Genomic DNA, 21,402 nt, shown 5'->3' with positions numbered 1-21,402 from the left:
TTACGAATATCATCAGCACTTCCAAGGGCTTCAAAGATATGGGTAGAAACTTTTTTACCGGTTCTTTTAGAATAGGCAAGATAATAAAAGGTCGAGTTTTTAGATTTCGATTTAGTGATAAACATAGATACACCTCCACTAATATTATATCAGATATTACATATTATTACAAATGAAAATCCCTGAATTTGACATGAAAACAGCAAAAAAGCTAGTATTTACTAGCTTTTTAAGAAAATATTAAATTCAAAACTGTCAAATTCCCGAATATAGCCTTTTTATTAGAATATACAAAAATGAAATAACTTTTTTTCCTACTTTATTTTTTTAATGATAGATAATGATAAGTAGAAATGATACCGATTACATTTCTGATTAAATCAGCAAGGAGGAAAAAATGAAAGGTATTAGAGTTAGGAGCGAAATTGCTCCATTAAAAACAGTGCTTTTGCACCGGCCAGGAGAGGAATTATTAAATCTTACTCCTGATACATTGGGCGAGTTGTTGTTCGATGATATTCCTGATTTAAAGGAAGCTCAAGTAGAACATGATCGCTTTGCGAACATCTTAAGAGATAACGGCGTAGAGGTTGTTTATCTTGAAGATTTGATGGCAGAAACATTAGATGCACATCCGGAAATCAAAGAACAATTCTTGGAGCAATTTATCGAAGAAGCAGGTATTCATACACCTGCATACCACAAGATTTTAAAAGATTTCTATGGTAAGTTTACAAATAATAAAGACTTAGTATTGAAGACAATGTCTGGTGTTCGTTTTGATGAATTAGGTGACATTAAGACTAATTACTTAGTAGACCGTATTTCTTCGGATTCTTACTTATTAGTCAATCCAATGCCTAACCTTTACTTTACACGTGATCCATTCGCTTCTGTAGGTAATGGTGCTGTTATTAACAGAATGTACTCTGTTACACGTAACCGTGAAACAATTTATGCGGACTATATCTTCCGTTTCCATCCAGAATATGCTGGAAATGTTCCCGACTTATATGGTCGTAAGAACCCATTCCACATTGAAGGTGGTGACGTCTTAAATGTTAATGAAAAATTATTATTCATTGGTATGTCTCAAAGAACCCAACCAGATGCTATTCAACAATTAGCAATGAAGATGTTCTACGAAAATGAAGGCAACACAATTGAAACAATTTTGGCTTTCAACATTCCAGTAAGTCGTGCATTCATGCACTTAGACACTGTGTTTACACAAATCGACAAGGATGCCTTTACAATTCACCCAGGTATCATGGGAACATTACAAGTGTTTGCTATTACAGCTGACCGTGAAAATCACGATGTTCATATTGAAGAACATACTGGTAAGTTAGAAGAAATCTTAGCTAAGTTCATGGGCTTAGAAAAGGTTCGTTTATTCCCTTGTGGCGGTGGCGATTTATTAGCTGCTGAACGTGAACAATGGAATGACGGTTCCAACACATTAACAATCGCTCCGGGTAAGATTGTTGTTTATAAGAGAAACTACGTAACAAACGAATACTTGAAGAAAAATGGATTCGATGTGTTAGAATTAGAAGCATCGAACTTGTGTGTAGGCCGTGGTGGACCAAGATGTATGTCCATGCCATTAGTTCGTGAAGACTAATTAAGTCAAAAATAAAGAAAGAGGGATTTTAAAGATTTATGGGAATTAACGTAAGAGGAAGAAGCTTTCTAACACTTTTGGATTACACTCCGGAAGAAATTAACTATTTATTGAACTTGTCTGCTGAATTCAAGAGAATGAAAGCAAATGGCGTTGAACACAAGCTCTTAAGTGACAAGCAAATTGTTCTATTATTCGAAAAGACATCGACAAGAACTCGTTGTGCCTTTGAAGTAGGTGCTCGTGACTTAGGTATGGGTGTAACCTTCTTAGATTCCGGTTCTTCGCAAATGGGTAAGAAAGAATCTTTAGAAGATACCGCTAAGGTTTTAGGTCGTATGTTTGATGGTATTGAATACCGTGGATTTAAGCAAGAAGTAGTTGAAGATTTAGCTAAGTATGCTGGTGTTCCTGTATGGAATGGTTTAACAGACCTTTATCACCCAACCCAAATGTTAGCTGATATCTTAACAGTAAAAGAAGAATTTGGTGATGTTCGGGGTCGTAAGTTAACATTCTTTGGTGATGCTCGTAACAACGTAGCGAACTCTTTAATGATTGTTTGTGCCAAGTTGGGTATGAAGTTCTGTGCTTGTGGACCTAAGGAATTAATGCCTAGTGATGAATTGATTGCTAAGTGCCAAGAAATTGCTAAAGAAACAGGTGCTGAATTACAATTCACACAAGATGTTAAAGAAGGTGCTAAAGACGCTGATGTGCTTTATACAGATATCTGGGTATCCATGGGTGAACCGGCTGAACTTTGGGCTAAGAGAATTGAATTATTACTTCCTTACCAAGTGAATAAAGATGTTATGGAAGTGGCTAAGAAAACTTCTATCTTCTTACATTGCTTACCTTCTTTCCATGATAGAAACACAACGGTTGGTGAAGATATTTACCAAAAGTTTGGCTTAGAAGCTATGGAAGTAACAGATGACGTATTCTTAGGTACACAAGCTCGTCAATTTGATGAAGCGGAAAATAGAATGCATACAATTAAAGCAGTTATGTATGCTACATTGAAGTAATATGGGTGGCAAAAAGATTGTTATTGCCTTGGGCGGAAACGCCCTCGGCAACACCCCTGAAGAACAATTAGGGCTTGTGAAGAATACGGCTAAATCCATTGTTGATTTAGTTGCAGATGGTTATCAAGTCATTGTTGCGCATGGTAATGGACCTCAAGTTGGGGTTATTAACTTAGCGATGGAATATTCCGCAAACAATGGTGCTGGTACACCTAGTATGCCATTCCCTGAATGTGGTGCTATGTCACAAGGATACATTGGTTATCACTTACAACAAGCCATTGAAGGTGAACTGGAAAGCCGCAAGATGGTTCAAAAGGTAGCGACTGTCGTTACCCAAGTTGAAGTGGATAAGAATGATTCCGGATTTAAGAATCCGACAAAGCCAATCGGTAGTTTCTATTCAAAGGAAGAAGCTGATAAGATTGTGGCTGAAAAGGGTTATACATTTGTAGAAGATGCTGGACGTGGCTACCGTCGCGTTGTTCCTTCACCAATTCCGGTTAAAATCGTTGAATTGGATGTCATTAAATCTTTAGTGGAACAAGGTCATATCGTTATTGCTTGTGGTGGTGGCGGTATTCCTGTTATCAAGAAGGAAGTTGGTTACGAAGGTGTTGCGGCAGTTATTGATAAGGACCGTTCCAGTGCCAAATTAGCTTTAGATTTAGGGGCTGATTCTTTAGTTATCTTGACAGCTGTTGAAAAGGTATGCATTAACTTTAATAAACCAAATCAAGAAGCTTTATCTGAATTGACTTTAGAAGAAGCTGAAAAGCATATCGCAGATGGTCAATTTGCTAAGGGTTCTATGCTGCCAAAGGTTGAAGCTTGCATGGGTTATGTAAAGGACAATGTTTTTGGTGGAACAGCCTTAATCACTTCCCTAGAAAAAGCGAAAGAAGCTTTACGTGGTGAAACGGGAACAATTATCAAAAAATAAATTATCATAAGTTTAAAATATTTTTATAGGAGAAAAAATTATGAGTACAAAGAAAAAACGTTCATTAGGTACGTTTAGTATTTTGTTAATCGTATTATTATTCGTGTATGCGATTTCTTGGATTTTTAACGGAAAACCTTATGTAGGTCAAGGTGAAGCTGGTAAAACTGTTGAAATGGTGGTTCAACACGCTACAGTTGGTCAATTAGTAAAAGCACCAATTGAAGGTTTCTTAGATGCTGGTGAAGTCATCGGTTTCGTATTCTGCTTAGGTGGATTCTTAGCTTTAGTTACAGCAACCGGCGCTTTGGAAACAGGTATTCGTGCTTTAGTTCGTAAGTTACATGGTAAGGAAAATGTCATGATTGCTATCTTAATGGCTGTGTTTGCATTAGGTGGTACAACTTATGGTATGTGTGAAGAAACGGTTGGTTTCTACGTATTATTAGCTTCGACAATGTTAGCTGCCGGAATGGATCCAATGGTCGGTGTTGCGACAGTCTTATTAGGTGCAGGTGTTGGTTGCTTAGGTTCAACTGTCAACCCATTCGCTGTTACAGTAGCGGTTGACGCTGCTAAAGCGGCTGGTGCTGAAGCGGATATGTCCAAGATTATCATGATTGGTCTAGTTCTTGTTATCGTTACTTACTTAATCGCTACATTTACAGTTATCAAGTATGCTAATAAAGTTAAAGCAGATAAAGGTAAATCTATTTTCACCGGTGAAGAATTAGCAGAATTTGAAGCTAAGTACAACGCCGGTAAAGAAACTAGTGATGAAAGATTAACAGGTCGTCAAAAGGCTGTTTTATGGGTATTTGCTCTTACATTCGTTGTTATGATTTTCGGTTTTATCCCTTGGGGTGACTTAAATGATTCTGTTTACAAAGCAATGGAATGGTCAAAGTTCTTAACAGGTGAGCAATTAGGTGCCTGGTATTTCAAGGATGCCGCTGTTTGGTTTACATTAATGGGCTTCATTATTGGTTTCATCGGTATTGAAGATCGTAGTAAATTATCTTCTATCTTCTTATCAGGTGTAGGTGATATGATTTCCGTTAACTTGGTTATTGCACTAGCTCGTGCTTCTTCTGTTATCATGAGCAAGACAGGTGTTGGTCCTTACTTAGTACAAGCTTCTGTTAAAGCTATGCAAGCAGCTAAGGTTAGTGGTGGTATCTTTGGTTCGTTAGATTATCTATTACACTTAGGATTATCATTCTTAGTTCCATCCAGCTCTGGTATGGCGGGTATTTCTTCACCAATCGTACCTCCAATTGCGAAAGCAATGGGCTTCTCCGTTGAAGCGACTATCATGGCTGAAGTTGCAGCGAATGGTGTTATTAACTTAATTACTCCTACTTCTGGAGCAATTATGGGTGGTTTGGCATTAGCTAGTGTTCCATACGCTACTTGGGTTAAGTGGTCTTGGAAGACAGTTGTCGTAATTGCAGTTGTCAGTGGTGTTGTTATTACTGCCGCAATGTTGCTCTTATAAGCCCCCTTTCGAGAAGGATTTCATAGGAAATCCTTCTTTTTTTATGCTACAATAACGGTGATGAAATCAACAACTGGAATGGCTGTTTTGCAGGATGAAAGCCAAATTCGAAATCCTGTTTTACCATTAGCTGAATTTTTTACAGACTTTATTGAAAAGCCAACTAGGGCAATTATGCACCAAAGAGCTAGATTTTTATTGATTGAAAAAGGAGAAGGGACTATTCTTGTGGATGGTCAAGGTTTTCCACTCAAGGCACCATGCTTAATTGCTATATCGCCCTACAGTATCACGGATATTGTTGAAGTGAATGAACCGTTATCCATGGAAATCATATCTTATGATTACCGGCGACTATCGCAAACAATTAAAGGATTGAGCGGTTCAAATCAAGATAAAGCCGATTTATTAACTCATATTCATCAAAACCCGGTGGTTATATTAAATGATATTGAATTATCCGCTATTCAATCCGTTTATGGAATTTTACGTGTCGAATTAACATCAAGTTATGAGGTATTAAGCAATCAAGAAAAACCATTGCGTCAAATTTATATTTTGAATAAATTAATTGAATTGGTTGTTTTATATCGGCGGTATAGCTCTGATGTAGGAAATACAAGACAAAATCGAAATGTGAAAGATACACAACATATTCTAAGTTATATGTATGCCCATTCCTTTGATAAATTAACCTTGGAGAAGCTTTCAACAATTTTCTATTTATCAGAGAGTAAGATTATTAAAACGATTCATGATTTAACGGGTTTAACTTTTGGGGAATTGATTGAGCGTATTCAAATGGATAAGTTAAAATCAATTTTGTTGTATACGGATATGAACTTGGATGAGATTGCTCATTTGATGGGCTATGTGGATGCTTCTCATGTTTCTAAGCATTTTGTTCAAACGATGGGAATCAATCCAATTGCCTTTCGTAAACAATACCAAAGCCTGTCTAAAGGAGAGTCGCAATCCAATCAGGAATTAGCTTTTCAAGTGGCAGAGTATATTTATAATCACTATAATGATCCTAGCCTAACGATTAGTCGCATGGCTTCTAAATTTGGGGTTTCCGAAAAGCAACTGAATACTGCAATGACTTTCTTTGTTGAAAATAAGTTAGACCAATTATTGCATAAAGTTCGCATTCACAAGGCTTGTGAACTCATCTTAATGGATGAAGAAACTATCCTTGATGTCGCTTTAGATGTTGGTTATTCCAATGTAAAAACCTTTAACATTCACTTCAATGAAATCATTGGTATGTCACCATCGGTTTATCGAAAGACTATTTGTTTACAGCTAAGAGATGGAAAAGAACTTAAATCACAGAACTGAACAGAAAAAGAGCTTGTAGAATGAGGTGACCTCCAATCGTTAGAATTTTGGTCTAACTTTTTTTGGTCGGTACAGAATGCAGGCTTCTTATTTTTGTAAATATTGAAGTAAACGATTAGCTAAAGGGATTAAGCGATTGCTTTGGTTTTTATGATTAAGAGATAAACATATTCCATAATCTTTTGTATAAGCTAATAGGTAAATATGTGTCGTTTTATCTGGCAATTCCGCTGTTCCTGTTTTCGCATAAACCTCTCCTTTTAAACCATATAACTTAGCTGTACTTCTTAGGTAAGGATTTAACTTTTCAATCACGGCACTTTCCGTTACTTTTGATAAATCTTTTTCTTGATGTTTGTAGAGAATATTTTGATCACTTTGAATACTTTCAACAATATACGCTTCTTTCATAATCCCCTTATTCGCTAAGCTTTGAGCAATTAGGGCTAAATGAACAGGAGTGATTTGTGTTTTCCCTTGACCATAAGCTGTAGCAGCTAACTCATTAGCTCCTTGAACATCCAATTTAGAATGAAGTGTACTTAAATAGGGAATTGGAATATCTTGACCGATTAGAAATTTTTTGGCTGTTTTTTCTAAAGCAGTAGGACCTAATTCTTCCCCAAGATGAGCAAAATAAGTATTGATGGAATGATTTAAAGCCTTTTCCAAACCGACATTTCCATAAGCCTTATTCTCAAAATTGATAATCTTTGCGCCCCTATCCTTAGAAAGATAAGAGCCGGTATCTTTAAAATTTAGATTAGGAATGTTTTCTTGTTCCAAAGCGGAAATAGAGGTAATAATTTTAAAAGTAGAACCAGGTGGATCTTTTTCAAAAAGCCCTCTGGTAAATTGAGAATTTTCAGCTGTTTGTTTGGTTAAAGTAGATAAATCATTGATATTAAAATCAAAGGTAGAATGAGAAGCTAGGGCTCGAATCGCTCCTGTTTTAGCATCTAATACGGTAATACTTCCTTCTTGATTATGTAATAATTTATAAGCTAGGTTTTGAAGATTAGAATCAATGGTTAAGAAAGTAGAAGCACCTACTTTTTGTTTGTTTAAATGCAGGTAACTATAATCGACTAAATTGCCTCTTAAACCCATTTTGTATTCATGGTTGTTATCACTAGCATAATAGCCCAATAACCAAGCCATACTATAAGCTTCTGATGAATTAGCTTTTCCATGCTCCATAAGAAGATGCCCATTGGTATCGTAATAATTGCCTTCTTGTGCAGATTCGGGGAGGGATTGAAAACTATACATTCTTTTTTCTCGTATCTTTTGAGCGTTGTGACTTGGCAGATACAAGAAGGAATAAGAAAAGTGAATAATTAAGATAACAAGCGCCAAAAGAAGTATAATCATCGTAATGCCAATTCTTTTATTCGCTTTCGAGTTCATCATTTTCTACCTCACTTTCTTCTTCCATATCTTCCACACCATATAAAGAATGTAGTAATAAAACACCCATTAAAGAAAAGACAATCATTTGGTAAGTACCGCCTCTTGATAAGAAAGGAATCGGTAATCCAGCCAAGGGAATAATATTACAAGACCCTAAAATCGTTAGGAATGCTTGCAAGAATACTAACATCGTTAATCCATAAGAAAAGATGGATTTTTGAATGGATATCGACAATAAGCGCTGAGATATGCGCAATCCTCGACGAAGAATAAAACCAAATAATAAAAGAACAAGCAAGCCAACACTATACCCAAAGCAATTCACTAAACCCACAAAAGCCATATCGCTTTCAACGACTGGAATTTGATTAAAACCAATGGTATTGCCAAACCAGCCAGCCATAAGTAATGCTTTTTGACCTTGGAACAATTGATAACCAGCCCCATAAGGATCACTTTGCAAGTTTGTCGCAATTGAGAAACGAGAATGAATTTTCTTAGCAATTGGCCAAAGTATTTTCGTGATGGAATTTAGTTGACCTTGTGTAGTTATTGGTTTTAGAACTTGATATAAACCTAAGAAAAGAAGAATGGATAAAGCTAAAATTCCTACTAAAGTAAATAAATATTTTCGCTTGTAAGAATCATGTGGTAAATAAATAAACAAGCAAGCTAAATGTAAGAAAACCAAAATATAGAAAGAACCTAGTTCATGAATCATCATAGAGCCAATTAAATTCATACCTAGATAGGTGCTTGAAATAATTAAGATAACTTTGTTGGAACGATTCCATTTTTCAACCAATAAAGAGCTATAAAAGAAAAGTGAAAGGATTTTAATACCATCGGTTAACTGAAGCGTTAGAACACCTACTTTTAACCAAGCCGTTGTTCCATAACCATTTGGATCAAAACCTTTAAATCGAAGTATTACATAGAAGGTCATTGAGAATAAGAAAAAAAGATAAGGGGAATATTTCCAATAGCTAATCTTATAAATGTACTTATATAGTAAGGTAAAGAAAACACCAACCACAATCCCAAGCCAAAATTTCCAAAGCGAGTAATGACCGACAATTGGATATACTTTATCTGCATACATCTGAAAGGCTAGCCCAATGGTAGATAGAACACAAATGGCTAAAAAGAGTTTTAAATCACCTAAGCGATTATAAATAAATGTTCCTAGAAATAAAGTGATGAGAAAGATAGGAAGTAATTGCCAAAAGAATTGTAAGGCAACCCCACTATCTTTAAACCAAAGAAGAATAGCCATCGCAATCTCTAGTAACATGGCCAAAATAATATAACGATAGGAATTTTCTTTCATATATGTACTATAGCACGAAATCCATTCTATGTTTTTTAATGATTGGTCAAGAATGAAAATAGGAGAAATCATTTCTCCTATTTATGTTGCGATTGATTTGTGTCAATGACTTGGGTTAAAGTCACATCGATTTCTTTTTGTTCACCATTGCGCTCAATGGTAAGCTTGATTTTTTCACCAACTTTTTTATTTTTCATGATTTTTGCTAAGTCGGAATATTTACTAAGTTGAACTCCGTCTGCTTTCACCAAACGGTCACCTCTTTGAATACCTGCTTTTTCAGCACCTGAACCATTTATGACTTGACTAACATAGATACTAGGAGCACCATTGTTTTCACTTGTGCTTAGGTCTTGAAGATAAACACCAATCGTTGCTCGGGTGGTAATTTTACCATTCTTAATCAATTCATTGGCGACTTCCATAGCTTTATTGATAGGGATAGCGAAACCTAAGCCCTCAATCGTTGCACCAGAGCTAGTTGTTCCCGAATCTTTTGCATTTACGATACCAATTAAATTGCCATTACCATCAAATAAGCCGCCACCAGAGTTACCGGAGTTAATCGATGCGTTTGTCTGGATTAAATCCATGGCTTCATTATTGATGACCATCTCACGTGAAGTGGCAGAAATAATACCATCGGTAACTGTACCACCAAGAGTTCCAAGGGGATTACCAATGACAATAGCGGTATCACCAATACTAATTTTAGAGGAATCACCCAAAGTGGCTGGAGTTAAGTTTTTTGCGTCAACTTTTAAAACCGCAATATCACTCTTCGCATCAGCACCAATGACTTTAGCGTTATAATGCTTGCCATCGCTAGTTTTGATACGGATGGAAGTCGCGTTTTTAATCACATGGTAATTGGTTAAAATATAACCATCCTTAGAAATGATAACGCCTGATCCGGCCGAATTGGACGTGTAGTTTCCACCTAAGAAACCATAGGTCTTTCCTTTTGATTGCGTTACAATTTCAACTACGGAAGCGGCGGCTTTCTTACTGGCTTGACTAATCGTCAAGCCTTGACCACTTTGAACTGAAGTTGTTTTGGATGGAGATTCGGAAGCGGATTGGTAGACAATTGCCGATTTTCTTGAACCTTGACTAAACACATAACCGCTCGTTCCACCAACAACAGCGGATAAAACTAGGGTTAAAAATGTTTTATTGATTTTTAAGACGAAACCAGGTTTCTTCTCTGGTTTTGAATGATTTTCAATCGTAGAAACATCTTCTACTTTATTTTCTTCAGAATGAAATTCGGACATATAAGACCTCCTTATTGTTTCTATGTCTATTATACTAGTACCAATTTGTGAAGTTTAAGTGAAATTTGCCTGAGTTTTTAGAAAATTTAATGCTTGTTAAAAGGGCTTATTTTCAATACACTTAATAGTGAGAAAAGAGGGATTTATGTCTAAAAAATCAATTAAAAATCCAAACTTGAAACCAGTTAAAAATCCTGAATTACGCAAGGCAATGGAGGAATTAAAATTAGGTTCCAGCCCAGAAAGACAGCTACAATTCATACAAGCCTTGGAAAAAGCACAATTATTAGCACCAACAAAATTTGAAGTTGCTTTAACAAAGAACCATATTCCAAGCGTAAAGTCAGACCTCATTAATTTTTATTTAATTAACACCAATGATGGTAAGACTTTTTTTCCGGCTTTTACTGATTTAGAAAGAGCCGGTCAGTTTCAATTGACTCAAACCAATGAGCCACTACCAAAAATGGTGGTTCAGACATTAAAGCAATACGATGCTTTATTATCAGATTCAAACACAAAAGCAATTGGCATTATTATCAATCCGGGGGTGGACAACATGGTGGCTCCAGCAGCCTTAATTCATCAATTAATTCACCCTGTTGAGCCAACGGCTAGCTCTGTTCAAATTGTGGAGCCAACTATTTATCCAACTCAATTGGTCAACCAAATGTATGATTGGTCGAACCAAAGAAAAACCATTCAGCGTGTCTGGTTGAAACAAAAATTAGAGAATAATCAAGTTTCCTTTTATTTCATCCTAGATGTTAATGAACAAAAAGAAGATTTATTAAAAGAATTCTGTGTAAAAGCTTTTGAATTTTCCAAGAAGATACCATGTGAGGCTGTATTCTTTAACCAACAATTAAAAGATGAAATCATTCAAGAAAGTGTTCCTTTCTTTGATCGCTCTTTAGGTTTTTAAGCATGAAGAAGATTTTAACAGTGAATGAATTAAAACCGTATTTAGAAGAATATATTTCTTTTGAAATGGTTCGAAATCGCTTATTAGAAAACTTTGATGAGTTTGAATGGCTTTCTTTTGATAATCAAAAAGGAATGGCTGCTTTAAGCCGGAATGGTGAAATTGCTTTGTTAGAAGGAGCAGATAAGAAATCTTTATTGCAAGCACTGGTTGATTATGAAGCTAAAAAAGGTCATGGCAAGCTTATCAAGAGAGCCCTTGATGATGAGAAACAATTCTACATCGACTTTGGTTTTGAAAGTGTTCAAGATGAAGATGAATATGATTTTTTAGAATACCCTTTGGCGAATACCTGGTTGGGTAAACAAGTAACAGTTCAAATTGATCAACCGGCAGGAATGGTACATCCTTATTTGGAAGATACGATTTATCGAGTACCAATGGGCTATATCTATGATGCACAAAGTATGGAAGAGCCAATCGATGCCTATGTGATTGGTAATAAAGAAGACAAAGATACTTTTTTTGGTGTTGTTGTGGCAGTTATTTATCATGAACGTAGTGATGTGGCAACCTTAGTGGTTGGTCGTATTGGTGAAGTCATTCAGAAAGAAGAAATTTTAAAAGACATTGCCTTTCGGGAACAATATTTTTCGTCGAGGATTGTATGGAAATCCAAATAAAACATTTTTGGAAACACCTTTTGGTCGAAACCGTCGGTGTTATTATTTTAAGCATTGGTGGGGCAGGTATTATGAAAGCAGGCTTAGGTAACTCAGCTTACGATGCTTTTTCAATGTCAATTAGTCTCTTAAGCCATATTGAAGTAGGAACGATAGCGACTATTATCAATTTGATTTGTGTTCTTATTCAAATGCTTCTGTTGGGAAGAAAATATAAGCCATTGTATTTGTTACAGATATTCGTATCGATTGTGATTGGTGTTGTGGTTAATCTTTTCTATTACCATATCTTTGACCAGATTGTGCCAGATGTTTATGCCTTGAAATTGGTATGGTTTATCTTCTTTGTGCTGGCAGATATTTTTGGGATTTCATTAGTGGTTGCTTCAGGAATGATTAGTTTAGCGATGGAATCCACATGTATGGTTATTGCCAAGAAATATCATCTTCGCTTTTCTTCTGTTCGTTTTGTGGTGGATGTATTCTTTTTTTCTTCGGTTTTTGTGATTTGGTATTTCTTCCACATTCCACTTTCTTTGCGAGAAGGGACTGTTATATTGATGTTCTTGTTTAGTCCTTTGGTGGATTATGGTGTGAAGTATTTAAAGCCAATTTTACATAAATGGATTTATGAGCAAAATACAGCTAATGAATGAAGTGAGCAATTCTTTCCACCAATTTCTTGGAAGTATTCACCACTTCACCATTTAGCTTAATCAAGCCGACGGTGTATAAATTGATGTAGCTAAATTGTGATTCTGCAATTTCTTGCAAAGCGACTAATTTTTGTGGATTGGTAGCACCTTGTTGACGTGAATCAGAATATAAAGCAAGAATAGGGATACCTGCTTGATAGGCAACACCAATTTCCGTTGCGACGCCAACATCAATAATAGCTCCATCTAAAATAGCAATAACCAATTGGCTTTCTAATAAATGCTTTGTATCTGTCATTGCGATTGCTTTTGAGTCGGCATAAGCTTTTTTATCATTGATATCTGCTTGTTCTTGAGGGACGTACATTTCAATATCAGGATATTTTTGACGAATTTGTTGAGCAAGTTGGGCATTATACAACTGTTCCATTTCGGAAAATAAAGGGGACGCAAAATAAATTTTCATAAGTTATTATTCCTTTCCAAATCAAACTAACAAGAATAAGGCTTTCTGTCAAAACTAGAGTACAATAAAAGCAAGGAGCTTTTATGTATCAAATTATAAAAAATGTAATCAGTAATGAAAAAAAAGTAGATATTGCTTTCAAAGATGGTTTTATTAAAGAAATAGGGAAAGATTTAAAAGGGGAAGAAGTGTATGACGGAAAGGAAGCTTTTATCTACCAATCCAAACAAAAACAATTCTTTTCTCTTGCAAAAATAGGTTATCTTCATTCGGGTAAAGTTAGTCAAGAAAAAGGAAGCTTTGATGAAATAAGGCAATGGCTACTAAAAGGTCAAGAATTAGCCTATGAAAAAGGAATTACTTCCGTTATTAGTGATGATTTCTTTGACTTTAAAGAAAATTATGAGCAAGTTTTTAGAATGTTGATGAATTTGGCTTATGAAAGAAAATTAAGTTTGGATGTGTATGAGGATGTTCATATACAAGAGTTGAAAGAGTATGAACGATTTTTAGAAAATGGTCATAGCTTTGGAGAATCCTTAGCTTCCTTTCATATTTCTGCTTTGAAATTAGTGGTGGATGAAAAGAGCGTAAAAGAAGAATTGTTGGAATATTGCAAAGTGTCTAATCGCTACAATATGCCGATTCATATTTATTTAGAAAATCAGGTGGATTTGGCTTTAGAAGTATTAAAAGGAAGCTTGTATGAGAATAACCCTTTAGGAACAAAGGTCATTTCAAACTACGATTTATCTTCTAAACAAAGCCGATCATTTAAAGAATTAAATATCACCATAGAACCATTTCAACAAAAAGAAGTGGAGAAGAATGTTCGGGTTGGAGATGTCGCAGATTGTATGCTTATTAACAAAAAGAAAGAAGTCTTATGTACGATTAAAGCCGGGAAAGTGGTGTACCGAAAATGAAACGTTGCTATGTAGTAGGGGTGGAAAGAAAAGGGAACAATGATCAGGAAATCATTCAAGAATGTGTTTCTTTGTGTGAGGCATGTAATTATGAGGTGGTTCAAACCTTTATTCAAAAATTACAATCACGAGATTCTAAGACGGTGTTCCGTTCAGGAAAAATAATGGAATTAAAAAAACTGATACAAGCTGATGAAATTGTTACCATTGTGTTTTACCATGAAATATCGGTATCCGCTTCTAAGCGTCTTAGTGAAGAATTAGAAGTAGAAGTTTTAGATAGAACCGCTGTTATTTTGGATATTTTTGCCCAAAGAGCACGTAGTAAACAAGCGAAAATTCAAACTGAGTTAGCCCGCTTATCCTATGCCTTACCAAAAGAACTAGCTTCTTTAGAACAAGAAAGTGACCGACAAAGGGGTGGGGGAGTGATTACTCGTGGTTCTGGAGAACAGCGATCAGAAATGATTGTTCGTAAGTATGCGCATCGTAAGCATGTTCTACAAGAAGAATTAAAGCTGGTGGAGAAACAACGCCAACAAGATGAAAAAAGAAGAGCGAAGACACTGTATCCCAGAGTGGCTTTAGTGGGCTATACCAATGCCGGTAAGAGTTCTTTATTAAATGCAATATTGACTTATACCAAACAAAATGGAAAACCCGTTGTTGTGCGTGATCGTGTTTTTGAAACATTGGACACTTCGGTTCGTGTTGTTGAATACAAAGGTTTTGTGTTTTATTTGTACGATACTGTTGGTTTTGTGTCTGACTTACCAAAACCATTGGTAGATGCCTTTTATAGCACCCTAGAATCAGCCAAGCAGGCAGATATATTAATTCATGTGGTGGATGGTAGTGATCCGTTGGCTTTTGTCAAAGAAGAAGCGACGAAATTGTCTTTAAAGAAAATAGGAGCTCATCCCAAGCATCATTTACTAGTTCGTACCAAAAAAGATTTAATGGCACAGCAAGAAGAGGGCTTATGGGTTTCTTCTCATACGCAAGCAGGAATCAAGGAATTATTAGATCAATTAATTCGTCTTTTATATCCGAAGAATGTTCAATTTACTTGTTTATTACCCTATGATAAAATGACCTTATTCGATCAGTTATCGTCCTTAGTTCATTTGCAAATTATCAGTCAAGAAGAGGAAGGATTGGTAATCGATGTTGCGGGGGATGGGGACTATTTAAAACCATTAAGACATTACGAAATAAAAAGAAAGGATGCCGCAAAATGAAAACGGTTTGGGATAAATTAGAAGAAACAGATGTAAAAGCTGTGATGGCCTTTAATGAAGATTATCGTCAGTTTTTAACTAAATCGAAAACAGAAAGAACCTTTGTGACAAACACAGAAGCTTTTGCTTTGGAAAATGGCTTTAAGCCACTTGATTCTTTTCAAGAATTAAAAGCTGGCGATCGGGTTTATGTGATTAATCGTAAAAAGAACATTATGATGCTTGTTATAGGTGAGGAAGCAATGAATAAGGGTGTTAACATTTTAGGAGCCCACATCGATTCACCACGTATGGATTTAAAACAAAAGCCACTATATGAAAAAGATGGTATTGCCTTCTTCGATACGCATTATTATGGTGGGATTAAGAAGTACCAATGGGTGGCCCGTCCACTTGCTTTAGTGGGTGTTGTGGCTAAGAAAGATGGTACAGTAATCGATATTAATATTGGAGATAAACCAGGTGATCCGGTGGTTGGTATATCAGATTTATTGATTCACTTAGCTCAGAAACAACTGCAAAAAACAGGAGCTACCGTCATTGAAGGAGAAAAGTTAGATTTAACTATTGCCAGTCGTCCAAAGAAAGAGGTAGAGGAAGAACCGGTTAAAGCCTTCTTGCTAGACTTACTTCAAGAGCAATATGGCATTGATGAAGAGGATTTCTTAAGTGCTGAAATTGAAGTAGTACCGGCAGGTGAAGCACGTGATTATGGTTTGGATCGTTCGATGATTTTGGGCTATGGTCATGATGATAAGGTTTGTGCTTATACCTCTATTCGTGCCATCAATGAAATCAAAATACCAAAGAGAACTTCAGTTTTAATCTTAACGGATAAGGAAGAAATTGGCTCAGTTGGGGCAACGGGTGCTCATTCAGATTTCTTTGAACATGTGATGGTTCGCATTCTTGAGAAAAAGGGTTTCAACAAGATAACAGATTTGTATGATTTGTACGAGAGTAGCTATATGTTGTCCATCGATGTATCAGCCGGCTATGATTCCAACTATGCGGATGCCTTCGAGGCGAGAAACTCGGCTTATTTAGGTAAAGGTGTTTGTTTTAATAAATATACAGGGGCTAGTGGTAAATCCGGTGCGAATGATGCTAGTGCAGAATTTCTGGCAAAAATTCGCAAAGTTATGGATGAAAATGAAGTTGTTTTCCAGACAGCTGAATTAGGAGCTGTTGATGTGGGCGGTGGAAATACAATTGCCTATATCTTAGCGCAAAAGAATATGGATGTGATTGATGCCGGCATTGCGGTACAAAATATGCATGCTCCAGATGAAGTGGTTTCTAAGGTGGATGTTTACGAGGCTTATCGGGCTTACTTTGTGTTTTTAAAGGACATGCAATAAGATAGGTCTTGCTTTCAAGCAAGGCTTTTTGCAAAAAGGATGGGGTATGAGTCGTTTATTTTATTTTGTTCGTCATGGTCAAACGTATTTTAATTTACGTTTACAGCTACAAGGTCGTTGTGATTCCCCTTTGACACCATTGGGAATTCAACAAGCCGAAAAAAGTGCCAAGGTATTATCAGGTCAATTTTTTGATTGTGCCTTTGCTTCTCCGGCTGGAAGAGTGCGTGAAACAGCGGATATTTTATTGAAGAACCGTCAAGTTAAATTGACATATTTAGAAGATTTACAAGAGCCAAACTTCGGCATAATGGAAGGTCGTCAAGTAGAAGATCAAGACTTAATGCAAAAATGTTTTGGTAGCTTGGATTTTGAACAAGCTGGTGGAGAGGGTAAAGAAGAACTTCGTTTAAGAACAGAAAAGGTCTTTCAAGAAATTCTCTCCCAAACGAAAAAGAATGATCGAATTTTAATTGTTTCCCATGGGATTATGTCCATGGCATTTATGTCTTACATTTTGAAGTTAGATATGTTAGCGTATCGGCAAGCTTGTTTAGATGAAGGCAGGGTGTTTATGCCAAATGCCGGCATTCTAATCTTCCAAGAGGATCATGGAAAAGTAAGCTTAATTCAAAAGCCATGTGAAGCGAAGGACTTATGTTTACCAAAGAAAGATAAAACGATTGATATTTTCTATGTTCGACATGGACAAACACTATTTAACCTAAGACATCAAGTACAAGGTCGAAGTGATGCGCCTTTAACGGACTTAGGTATCGAACAAGCCATTCAAGCCCAACAAGCCTTAAAGAATAAACAGTTTTCAAAAGCTTATGTGTCTTATGCAAAAAGAGCTGTAGATACGGCTAAGATTGTGTTGGCTGGTCATGATACCGAAATTTCTATTGAAAAAAACCTACAAGAAATGAATTTTGGTGATTTGGAAGGAAGATTAGTTGATGAAGCTATCTTAAAAGAACTGTATGCTTGTCATCAAAATCAAGAGAATTTTTTAAATCATCAAGGCGAAAACTTAGGAGCTGTAAAAACACGCTGGCAATCGATTTTAGAAAAAGTGTATTTTGAAAATCAAGATGGTGATCAAGTCTTATTTATAGGGCATGGTACCATGTATGCGATTATGGTCGCTTATTTATTAAAGACGGACCGTCTTGGTTTAGAAGCCTATTGTAAACAACGTGGTCAGCAGTATTCCTATAATGGTGGAATTGCTCGTTTCCAATTGAATAAAGACGGCATTCATTTAGTTCAACTCATGCAAGATCCAAAGACTTATTTACACGAATAAGTCTTTTTTTATGGAAGGAATTACTCATCTTTCGGGAAAAAAGAAGTACATAGAAAGAGGTGTATATGAGAAAAAAGAAACAAGCAATATGGATTTGGATATTTAGCATTATGGTGAGTTTGGTTTTACCAGTTTATGCAGAACAATTAACGGTTGTTCGTCGCATGGAATATACCGCTACACCAGGTCCTATAAAAAATCGAGCAAGAGAATATATTAGTTATGTGACCTATCAAGGTCGCCCGGCCATTTGCATAGATCCAAAAAGAGATATGCACTTTGGCAATGATTATCACAAAAAAAGTTTAAAAGAAATTATGGGTTCTAATACGGAACGTTTAAATCATTTTATGGCTTATGCCTTTGAAAATGGTGTTGGTGATGGGGATATTAATTATGCGGCAGCGCAAATGTACGCTTGGGCTTTAGTCGGTTACCAACCAAGCATTCAAAAGGGTCCTCATAGTCACCAAGAAGTTCAAAAGCGAATACAAGAAATTCAAAAGAAAGTTCAAAATTTAGAGAAGAGTGAAATTGAATTAAAAGACTTAACCACAAAACAAGTAGTTATGAAAGTTCAAGGGAAGCACTTACGTTTTACAAATGCTATATTAGGTCATCGCTATCAAGTCACACGAAAATTAAAAGATTTTCAATTGAAAAAAGTAGAGGGTGATATTCAAGGCACAATTGTTAAAAATCAATTTGTGTTCACCGTTGATGCCAGCTTTACAAAGAAAAGTAAAAAGCTATCATTGCAAAGTCAGTCTACTAAGAAGAAAAACTTTGCGCTAATTGGTAAATCCTTGCAGAATTTAATGATTTATGATGGTGAAGAGGTGGAAGGTTTCGATGTTGAAATTATGGCAAAGGGGTATCGTCTAGGTATCCGCAAAGAAGATGTTGAAACCAAGCATCCACAAGGAGATGTTTCTAATTTTAATGGAACAAAGTACCAGCTTTTAAATAAGGAAGGAAAGCTATTAGGAACATTTATACTTCAAAATGGGAAGTCTAACTATATTGATAACTTATTGCCGGATGAAACCTACTATTTAAAAGAGATTGTTGCACCAATGGGAATGCGTCTGCACCAAGATAAAATTCCTGTTATTGTAAAAAGTGCTGAATTGTCTTCTTTAAAAGAAAACACAAAAACTATTGTTGTTCAAGACCAAGTGAAAACAGGTACTTTTTCTATACAAAAATATCTGTCTAATTCAGAAGAAAGTGCTTTTTTACCTCCGGAGGAAAAGGCAGAATTTATCGCCATTCTCTCGAAACATATTCAAAAGTATGGAGGCTTTGCACAAGCAAGAAAGCATTTAAACAAATTCAATCCGAAAGAATACGCTATTTTAACAACGGATGAAAAAGGCTATGCAAAAAGTTCTGAATTGGCTTATGGAAGTTATGAAATTAGACAAACCAAAGCCATGAATGAAGAAATTGAACAATACCAAAGTCCTTTCTTTTTCACAGTTCAAGAAGATCACCAACACCAATCTTTTGTTTTGAAAAATGTGAGTAAGAACTATTATTTGCGCATTTTAAAATTGGATAAAGACACGAAACAAAGCATTCAGAAAAGTTCAGCTACCTTTCGCATTACTCGTATAGAAAATGAAAAAGGACAAGCAGTAAGAGAAGTGATCACACAAAGAATCGGCTCGAAACTATATTCTTTATTTTCAACAAATTCAAAAGGCTTACTTCAAACTAGTTGGCAAGATGCAAAGAATTCCTACGGAGAATTGATTTTACCTTTAGCTTTACCGGCGGGCAAATATGAAATAGAAGAAGTGGAAAGTCCAAAAGGTTATGAAAAAGGATTTAAAAAAATTGTTGTATTGAATCAGAATACGGTTGAGGAAAAGGGAAAAAATACAGTACTAATTCCAATTGAAAATAAGGGAAAGTACGCTTCTTTTCACTTGCAGAAAAAGTGGGATGAAAGAGTAAATGAGGATAACTTTGCTGAAAAGGATTTCCCAAAGATTCAATTTGAATTAAGAGCGAAAGAAGATATTTATGCGAATAGTGATGGGACTAGAGTTATGAAGAAAGGAGATTTAGCGAAGAATATTTTTGGTCAAGAGGTAGGCTCTTTCTTTTTAGATAAAAAGGGAAAAGTGGATTTAAATTATTTGCATTGTGGTAAGTATGAATTAAAGGAGGTTCAAGTTGCGAAGGGTGTAGAACTGGACCAGCAAACGAGAACAATTGAATTAAGTGAAAAACCTTATTTTTTCCAAATGAAGAATTCGTTTACGAGAATTGAATTTTCTAAGGTGGATGAAAATGGAAAAGAGGTACAAGGCGCTGAATTGGTTTTAAAGGATGAAAATGGGGCTGAGATTTCAAGTTGGTATTCTAAAAAAGAGGCACATTGCATTCAAGGTTTAGAAAAAGGAAGAACTTACATTTTAGAAGAAAGAGTTGCGCCAAAGGGATATTCCTTTGCTAAAAATAGTTCTTTTAGATTAAAAGAGGATGGTTCTATTACGAAAGTTCGGATGGTGGATGGTCATTTGGATGTTCGTATTCAAAAAGCGGATGAATTTGGTCATGGTGTTACAGGTGCTAAGTTACAACTTTTAGATGAAAAGAGAGAGAAGGTGTTAAAGGAATGGGTTTCGGATGGTAAAGATTGGAATGTGTCCTCACTTTTAAAGGCAGATGGTCGTTATTGGATTCATGAAGTGGAAACACCATTTGGTTATCATAGTCAAGAAGATCAACTAATCCATATTTCAAAATATGCGAAACCAATTCGTATTTCTTTTTTAAATCAAACGAAGAAAGTACGTCTTCAATTGGAAAAAAGAGAGAAAGGTAGTCAACATCATTTACTGGCAAACGCGCATTATCGTGTTTTTCATAAGAATGGAAAAGCATTAAAGGATGAAACAGGTGCTTTTGTGGATTTGATTAGTAATGAGCAAGGAAAAGCAGAGAGGGAGGTTCCTTATGCAAAAGATGGGTATTTCATTAGGGAATTGAAAGCACCAAAGGGTTATGAAGTGGATGTGAACCCAATCCCAGTTCATATTGAAAAGGATTATTCATTTAATCAAAAACAAGTAATCTCTTTAAGGGTGGAGGATAAGAAAAAGACTTTAGTGAAAACAGGGGATAAGCCTGGTTATTGGTGGTATTTTATTTTATCGGTATTTTTATTAGGTATAATTTTCACTTTGCAATTGAAAAGACTGACTTGATGTACTTTGAAAATTAGTATTGATTTGTACTCCTTTGATAACAAAGAGCTTGGATATTACCTATCCTTTGCCGGAAGATAGGTAAAAAATAAACTTAATATCTTGTTTCAAGTTTTTGAAAGTGTTTTAATAGTGAATGTGATATTTCAAAAAG

Annotated in this window: 17 protein-coding genes; 13 read left to right on the top strand and 4 right to left on the bottom strand. The window is 35.7% G+C overall.

The window, feature by feature from the left end:
• Positions 1-397: 397 nt before the first annotated feature.
• The 5 genes from arcA to K7I92_RS01705 are packed head-to-tail and all read left to right on the top strand — an operon-like array spanning position 398 to position 6,440.
• Positions 398-1,627, top strand: a complete 1,230-nt coding sequence (arcA, locus tag K7I92_RS01725; RefSeq protein ID WP_220281791.1) for an arginine deiminase — start codon at positions 398-400, stop codon at positions 1,625-1,627.
• 38 nt (positions 1,628-1,665) lie between these two features.
• Positions 1,666-2,658: an ornithine carbamoyltransferase gene (gene argF, locus K7I92_RS01720; protein WP_203245375.1), complete on the top strand. Its 993-nt coding sequence runs from the start codon at positions 1,666-1,668 to the stop codon at positions 2,656-2,658.
• Position 2,659: 1 nt separating this feature from the next.
• Positions 2,660-3,601 carry a carbamate kinase gene (arcC, locus tag K7I92_RS01715; protein WP_203245376.1) on the top strand — a complete coding sequence of 314 codons (942 nt, stop codon included), beginning with the start codon at positions 2,660-2,662 and terminating at the stop codon, positions 3,599-3,601.
• 40 nt (positions 3,602-3,641) lie between these two features.
• Positions 3,642-5,099, top strand: a complete 1,458-nt coding sequence (locus K7I92_RS01710) for a YfcC family protein (protein ID WP_203245377.1) — start codon at positions 3,642-3,644, stop codon at positions 5,097-5,099.
• A 60-nt stretch (positions 5,100-5,159) separates the two neighbouring features.
• The gene (locus K7I92_RS01705; protein WP_220281790.1) at positions 5,160-6,440 is read left to right on the top strand and encodes an AraC family transcriptional regulator; all 1,281 of its coding nucleotides are present in this window, start codon (positions 5,160-5,162) and stop codon (positions 6,438-6,440) included.
• 87 nt (positions 6,441-6,527) lie between these two features.
• Here the strand turns inward: K7I92_RS01705 and K7I92_RS01700 are convergent, their stop codons facing one another.
• The 3 genes from K7I92_RS01700 to K7I92_RS01690 form a co-directional block, all read right to left on the bottom strand.
• Positions 6,528-7,853, bottom strand: coding sequence for a penicillin-binding transpeptidase domain-containing protein (locus K7I92_RS01700; protein ID WP_220281789.1), 1,326 nt, complete (start codon positions 7,851-7,853; stop codon positions 6,528-6,530).
• Positions 7,831-9,183 carry an FtsW/RodA/SpoVE family cell cycle protein gene (locus tag K7I92_RS01695; RefSeq protein ID WP_220281788.1) on the bottom strand — a complete coding sequence of 451 codons (1,353 nt, stop codon included), beginning with the start codon at positions 9,181-9,183 and terminating at the stop codon, positions 7,831-7,833. Before K7I92_RS01695 ends, K7I92_RS01700 begins: the two co-directional genes overlap by 23 nt.
• A gap of 77 nt (positions 9,184-9,260) precedes the next feature.
• Positions 9,261-10,460, bottom strand: coding sequence for a S1C family serine protease (locus tag K7I92_RS01690; RefSeq protein ID WP_203245381.1), 1,200 nt, complete (start codon positions 10,458-10,460; stop codon positions 9,261-9,263).
• A 145-nt stretch (positions 10,461-10,605) separates the two neighbouring features.
• Between K7I92_RS01690 and K7I92_RS01685 the strand changes: the two genes are divergently transcribed.
• From K7I92_RS01685 to K7I92_RS01675, 3 genes are read left to right on the top strand one after another with little or no spacing between them, the layout of a single operon-like run.
• Positions 10,606-11,385 carry an enhanced serine sensitivity protein SseB C-terminal domain-containing protein gene (locus K7I92_RS01685; protein ID WP_203245383.1) on the top strand — a complete coding sequence of 260 codons (780 nt, stop codon included), beginning with the start codon at positions 10,606-10,608 and terminating at the stop codon, positions 11,383-11,385.
• A 2-nt stretch (positions 11,386-11,387) separates the two neighbouring features.
• On the top strand, positions 11,388-12,068 hold the full coding sequence (locus tag K7I92_RS01680) for a hypothetical protein (RefSeq protein ID WP_220281785.1): 681 nt from the start codon (positions 11,388-11,390) through the stop codon (positions 12,066-12,068).
• Complete coding sequence (locus tag K7I92_RS01675) at positions 12,053-12,724, top strand: YitT family protein (RefSeq protein WP_220281784.1); 672 nt, start codon at positions 12,053-12,055, stop codon at positions 12,722-12,724. Before K7I92_RS01680 ends, K7I92_RS01675 begins: the two co-directional genes overlap by 16 nt.
• Here K7I92_RS01675 and K7I92_RS01670 read toward each other — a convergent pair.
• Positions 12,714-13,190 carry a nucleoside 2-deoxyribosyltransferase gene (locus K7I92_RS01670; RefSeq protein WP_220281783.1) on the bottom strand — a complete coding sequence of 159 codons (477 nt, stop codon included), beginning with the start codon at positions 13,188-13,190 and terminating at the stop codon, positions 12,714-12,716. The two genes, K7I92_RS01675 and K7I92_RS01670, sit on opposite strands and share 11 nt — an antisense overlap.
• A gap of 83 nt (positions 13,191-13,273) precedes the next feature.
• On the opposite strand from K7I92_RS01670, the gene K7I92_RS01665 reads away from it, so the two are divergent.
• The 5 genes from K7I92_RS01665 (at position 13,274) to K7I92_RS01645 (ending at position 21,248) form a co-directional block, all read left to right on the top strand.
• Positions 13,274-14,116: a hypothetical protein gene (locus K7I92_RS01665; protein WP_220281782.1), complete on the top strand. Its 843-nt coding sequence runs from the start codon at positions 13,274-13,276 to the stop codon at positions 14,114-14,116.
• Complete coding sequence (gene hflX / locus K7I92_RS01660; RefSeq protein ID WP_220281781.1) at positions 14,113-15,357, top strand: GTPase HflX; 1,245 nt, start codon at positions 14,113-14,115, stop codon at positions 15,355-15,357. The genes K7I92_RS01665 and hflX overlap by 4 nt, the downstream gene beginning before the upstream one ends.
• The gene (locus K7I92_RS01655; protein WP_203245389.1) at positions 15,354-16,718 is read left to right on the top strand and encodes an aminopeptidase; all 1,365 of its coding nucleotides are present in this window, start codon (positions 15,354-15,356) and stop codon (positions 16,716-16,718) included. The genes hflX and K7I92_RS01655 overlap by 4 nt, the downstream gene beginning before the upstream one ends.
• A 46-nt stretch (positions 16,719-16,764) precedes the next feature.
• Positions 16,765-18,027, top strand: a complete 1,263-nt coding sequence (locus tag K7I92_RS01650) for a histidine phosphatase family protein (protein ID WP_220281779.1) — start codon at positions 16,765-16,767, stop codon at positions 18,025-18,027.
• 65 nt (positions 18,028-18,092) lie between these two features.
• Positions 18,093-21,248: a collagen binding domain-containing protein gene (locus K7I92_RS01645; protein WP_220281777.1), complete on the top strand. Its 3,156-nt coding sequence runs from the start codon at positions 18,093-18,095 to the stop codon at positions 21,246-21,248.
• Positions 21,249-21,402 lie beyond the last annotated feature (154 nt).

Source organism: Bulleidia sp. zg-1013, from assembly GCF_019798045.1.
In the GTDB taxonomy this organism is placed as follows: Bacteria; Bacillota_I; Bacilli_A; order Erysipelotrichales; family Erysipelotrichaceae; genus Bulleidia.
Note: the sequence above shows the minus strand (reverse complement) of the source record. Positions and strands in the feature narration are given on the sequence as shown.

Bases quoted from the DNA above. Each gene is read 5' to 3' on its own strand.
- arcA (WP_220281791.1), top strand. From the start codon at position 398: ATGAAAGGTATTAGAGTTAGGAGCGAAATTGCTCCATTAAAAACAGTG.
- argF (WP_203245375.1), top strand. From the start codon at position 1,666: ATGGGAATTAACGTAAGAGGAAGAAGCTTTCTAACACTTTTGGATTAC.
- arcC (WP_203245376.1), top strand. From the start codon at position 2,660: ATGGGTGGCAAAAAGATTGTTATTGCCTTGGGCGGAAACGCCCTCGGC.
- K7I92_RS01710 (WP_203245377.1), top strand. From the start codon at position 3,642: ATGAGTACAAAGAAAAAACGTTCATTAGGTACGTTTAGTATTTTGTTA.
- K7I92_RS01705 (WP_220281790.1), top strand. From the start codon at position 5,160: ATGAAATCAACAACTGGAATGGCTGTTTTGCAGGATGAAAGCCAAATT.
- K7I92_RS01700 (WP_220281789.1), bottom strand. From the start codon at position 7,853: ATGATGAACTCGAAAGCGAATAAAAGAATTGGCATTACGATGATTATA.
- K7I92_RS01695 (WP_220281788.1), bottom strand. From the start codon at position 9,183: ATGAAAGAAAATTCCTATCGTTATATTATTTTGGCCATGTTACTAGAG.
- K7I92_RS01690 (WP_203245381.1), bottom strand. From the start codon at position 10,460: ATGTCCGAATTTCATTCTGAAGAAAATAAAGTAGAAGATGTTTCTACG.
- K7I92_RS01685 (WP_203245383.1), top strand. From the start codon at position 10,606: ATGTCTAAAAAATCAATTAAAAATCCAAACTTGAAACCAGTTAAAAAT.
- K7I92_RS01680 (WP_220281785.1), top strand. From the start codon at position 11,388: ATGAAGAAGATTTTAACAGTGAATGAATTAAAACCGTATTTAGAAGAA.
- K7I92_RS01675 (WP_220281784.1), top strand. From the start codon at position 12,053: ATGGAAATCCAAATAAAACATTTTTGGAAACACCTTTTGGTCGAAACC.
- K7I92_RS01670 (WP_220281783.1), bottom strand. From the start codon at position 13,190: ATGAAAATTTATTTTGCGTCCCCTTTATTTTCCGAAATGGAACAGTTG.
- K7I92_RS01665 (WP_220281782.1), top strand. From the start codon at position 13,274: ATGTATCAAATTATAAAAAATGTAATCAGTAATGAAAAAAAAGTAGAT.
- hflX (WP_220281781.1), top strand. From the start codon at position 14,113: ATGAAACGTTGCTATGTAGTAGGGGTGGAAAGAAAAGGGAACAATGAT.
- K7I92_RS01655 (WP_203245389.1), top strand. From the start codon at position 15,354: ATGAAAACGGTTTGGGATAAATTAGAAGAAACAGATGTAAAAGCTGTG.
- K7I92_RS01650 (WP_220281779.1), top strand. From the start codon at position 16,765: ATGAGTCGTTTATTTTATTTTGTTCGTCATGGTCAAACGTATTTTAAT.
- K7I92_RS01645 (WP_220281777.1), top strand. From the start codon at position 18,093: ATGAGAAAAAAGAAACAAGCAATATGGATTTGGATATTTAGCATTATG.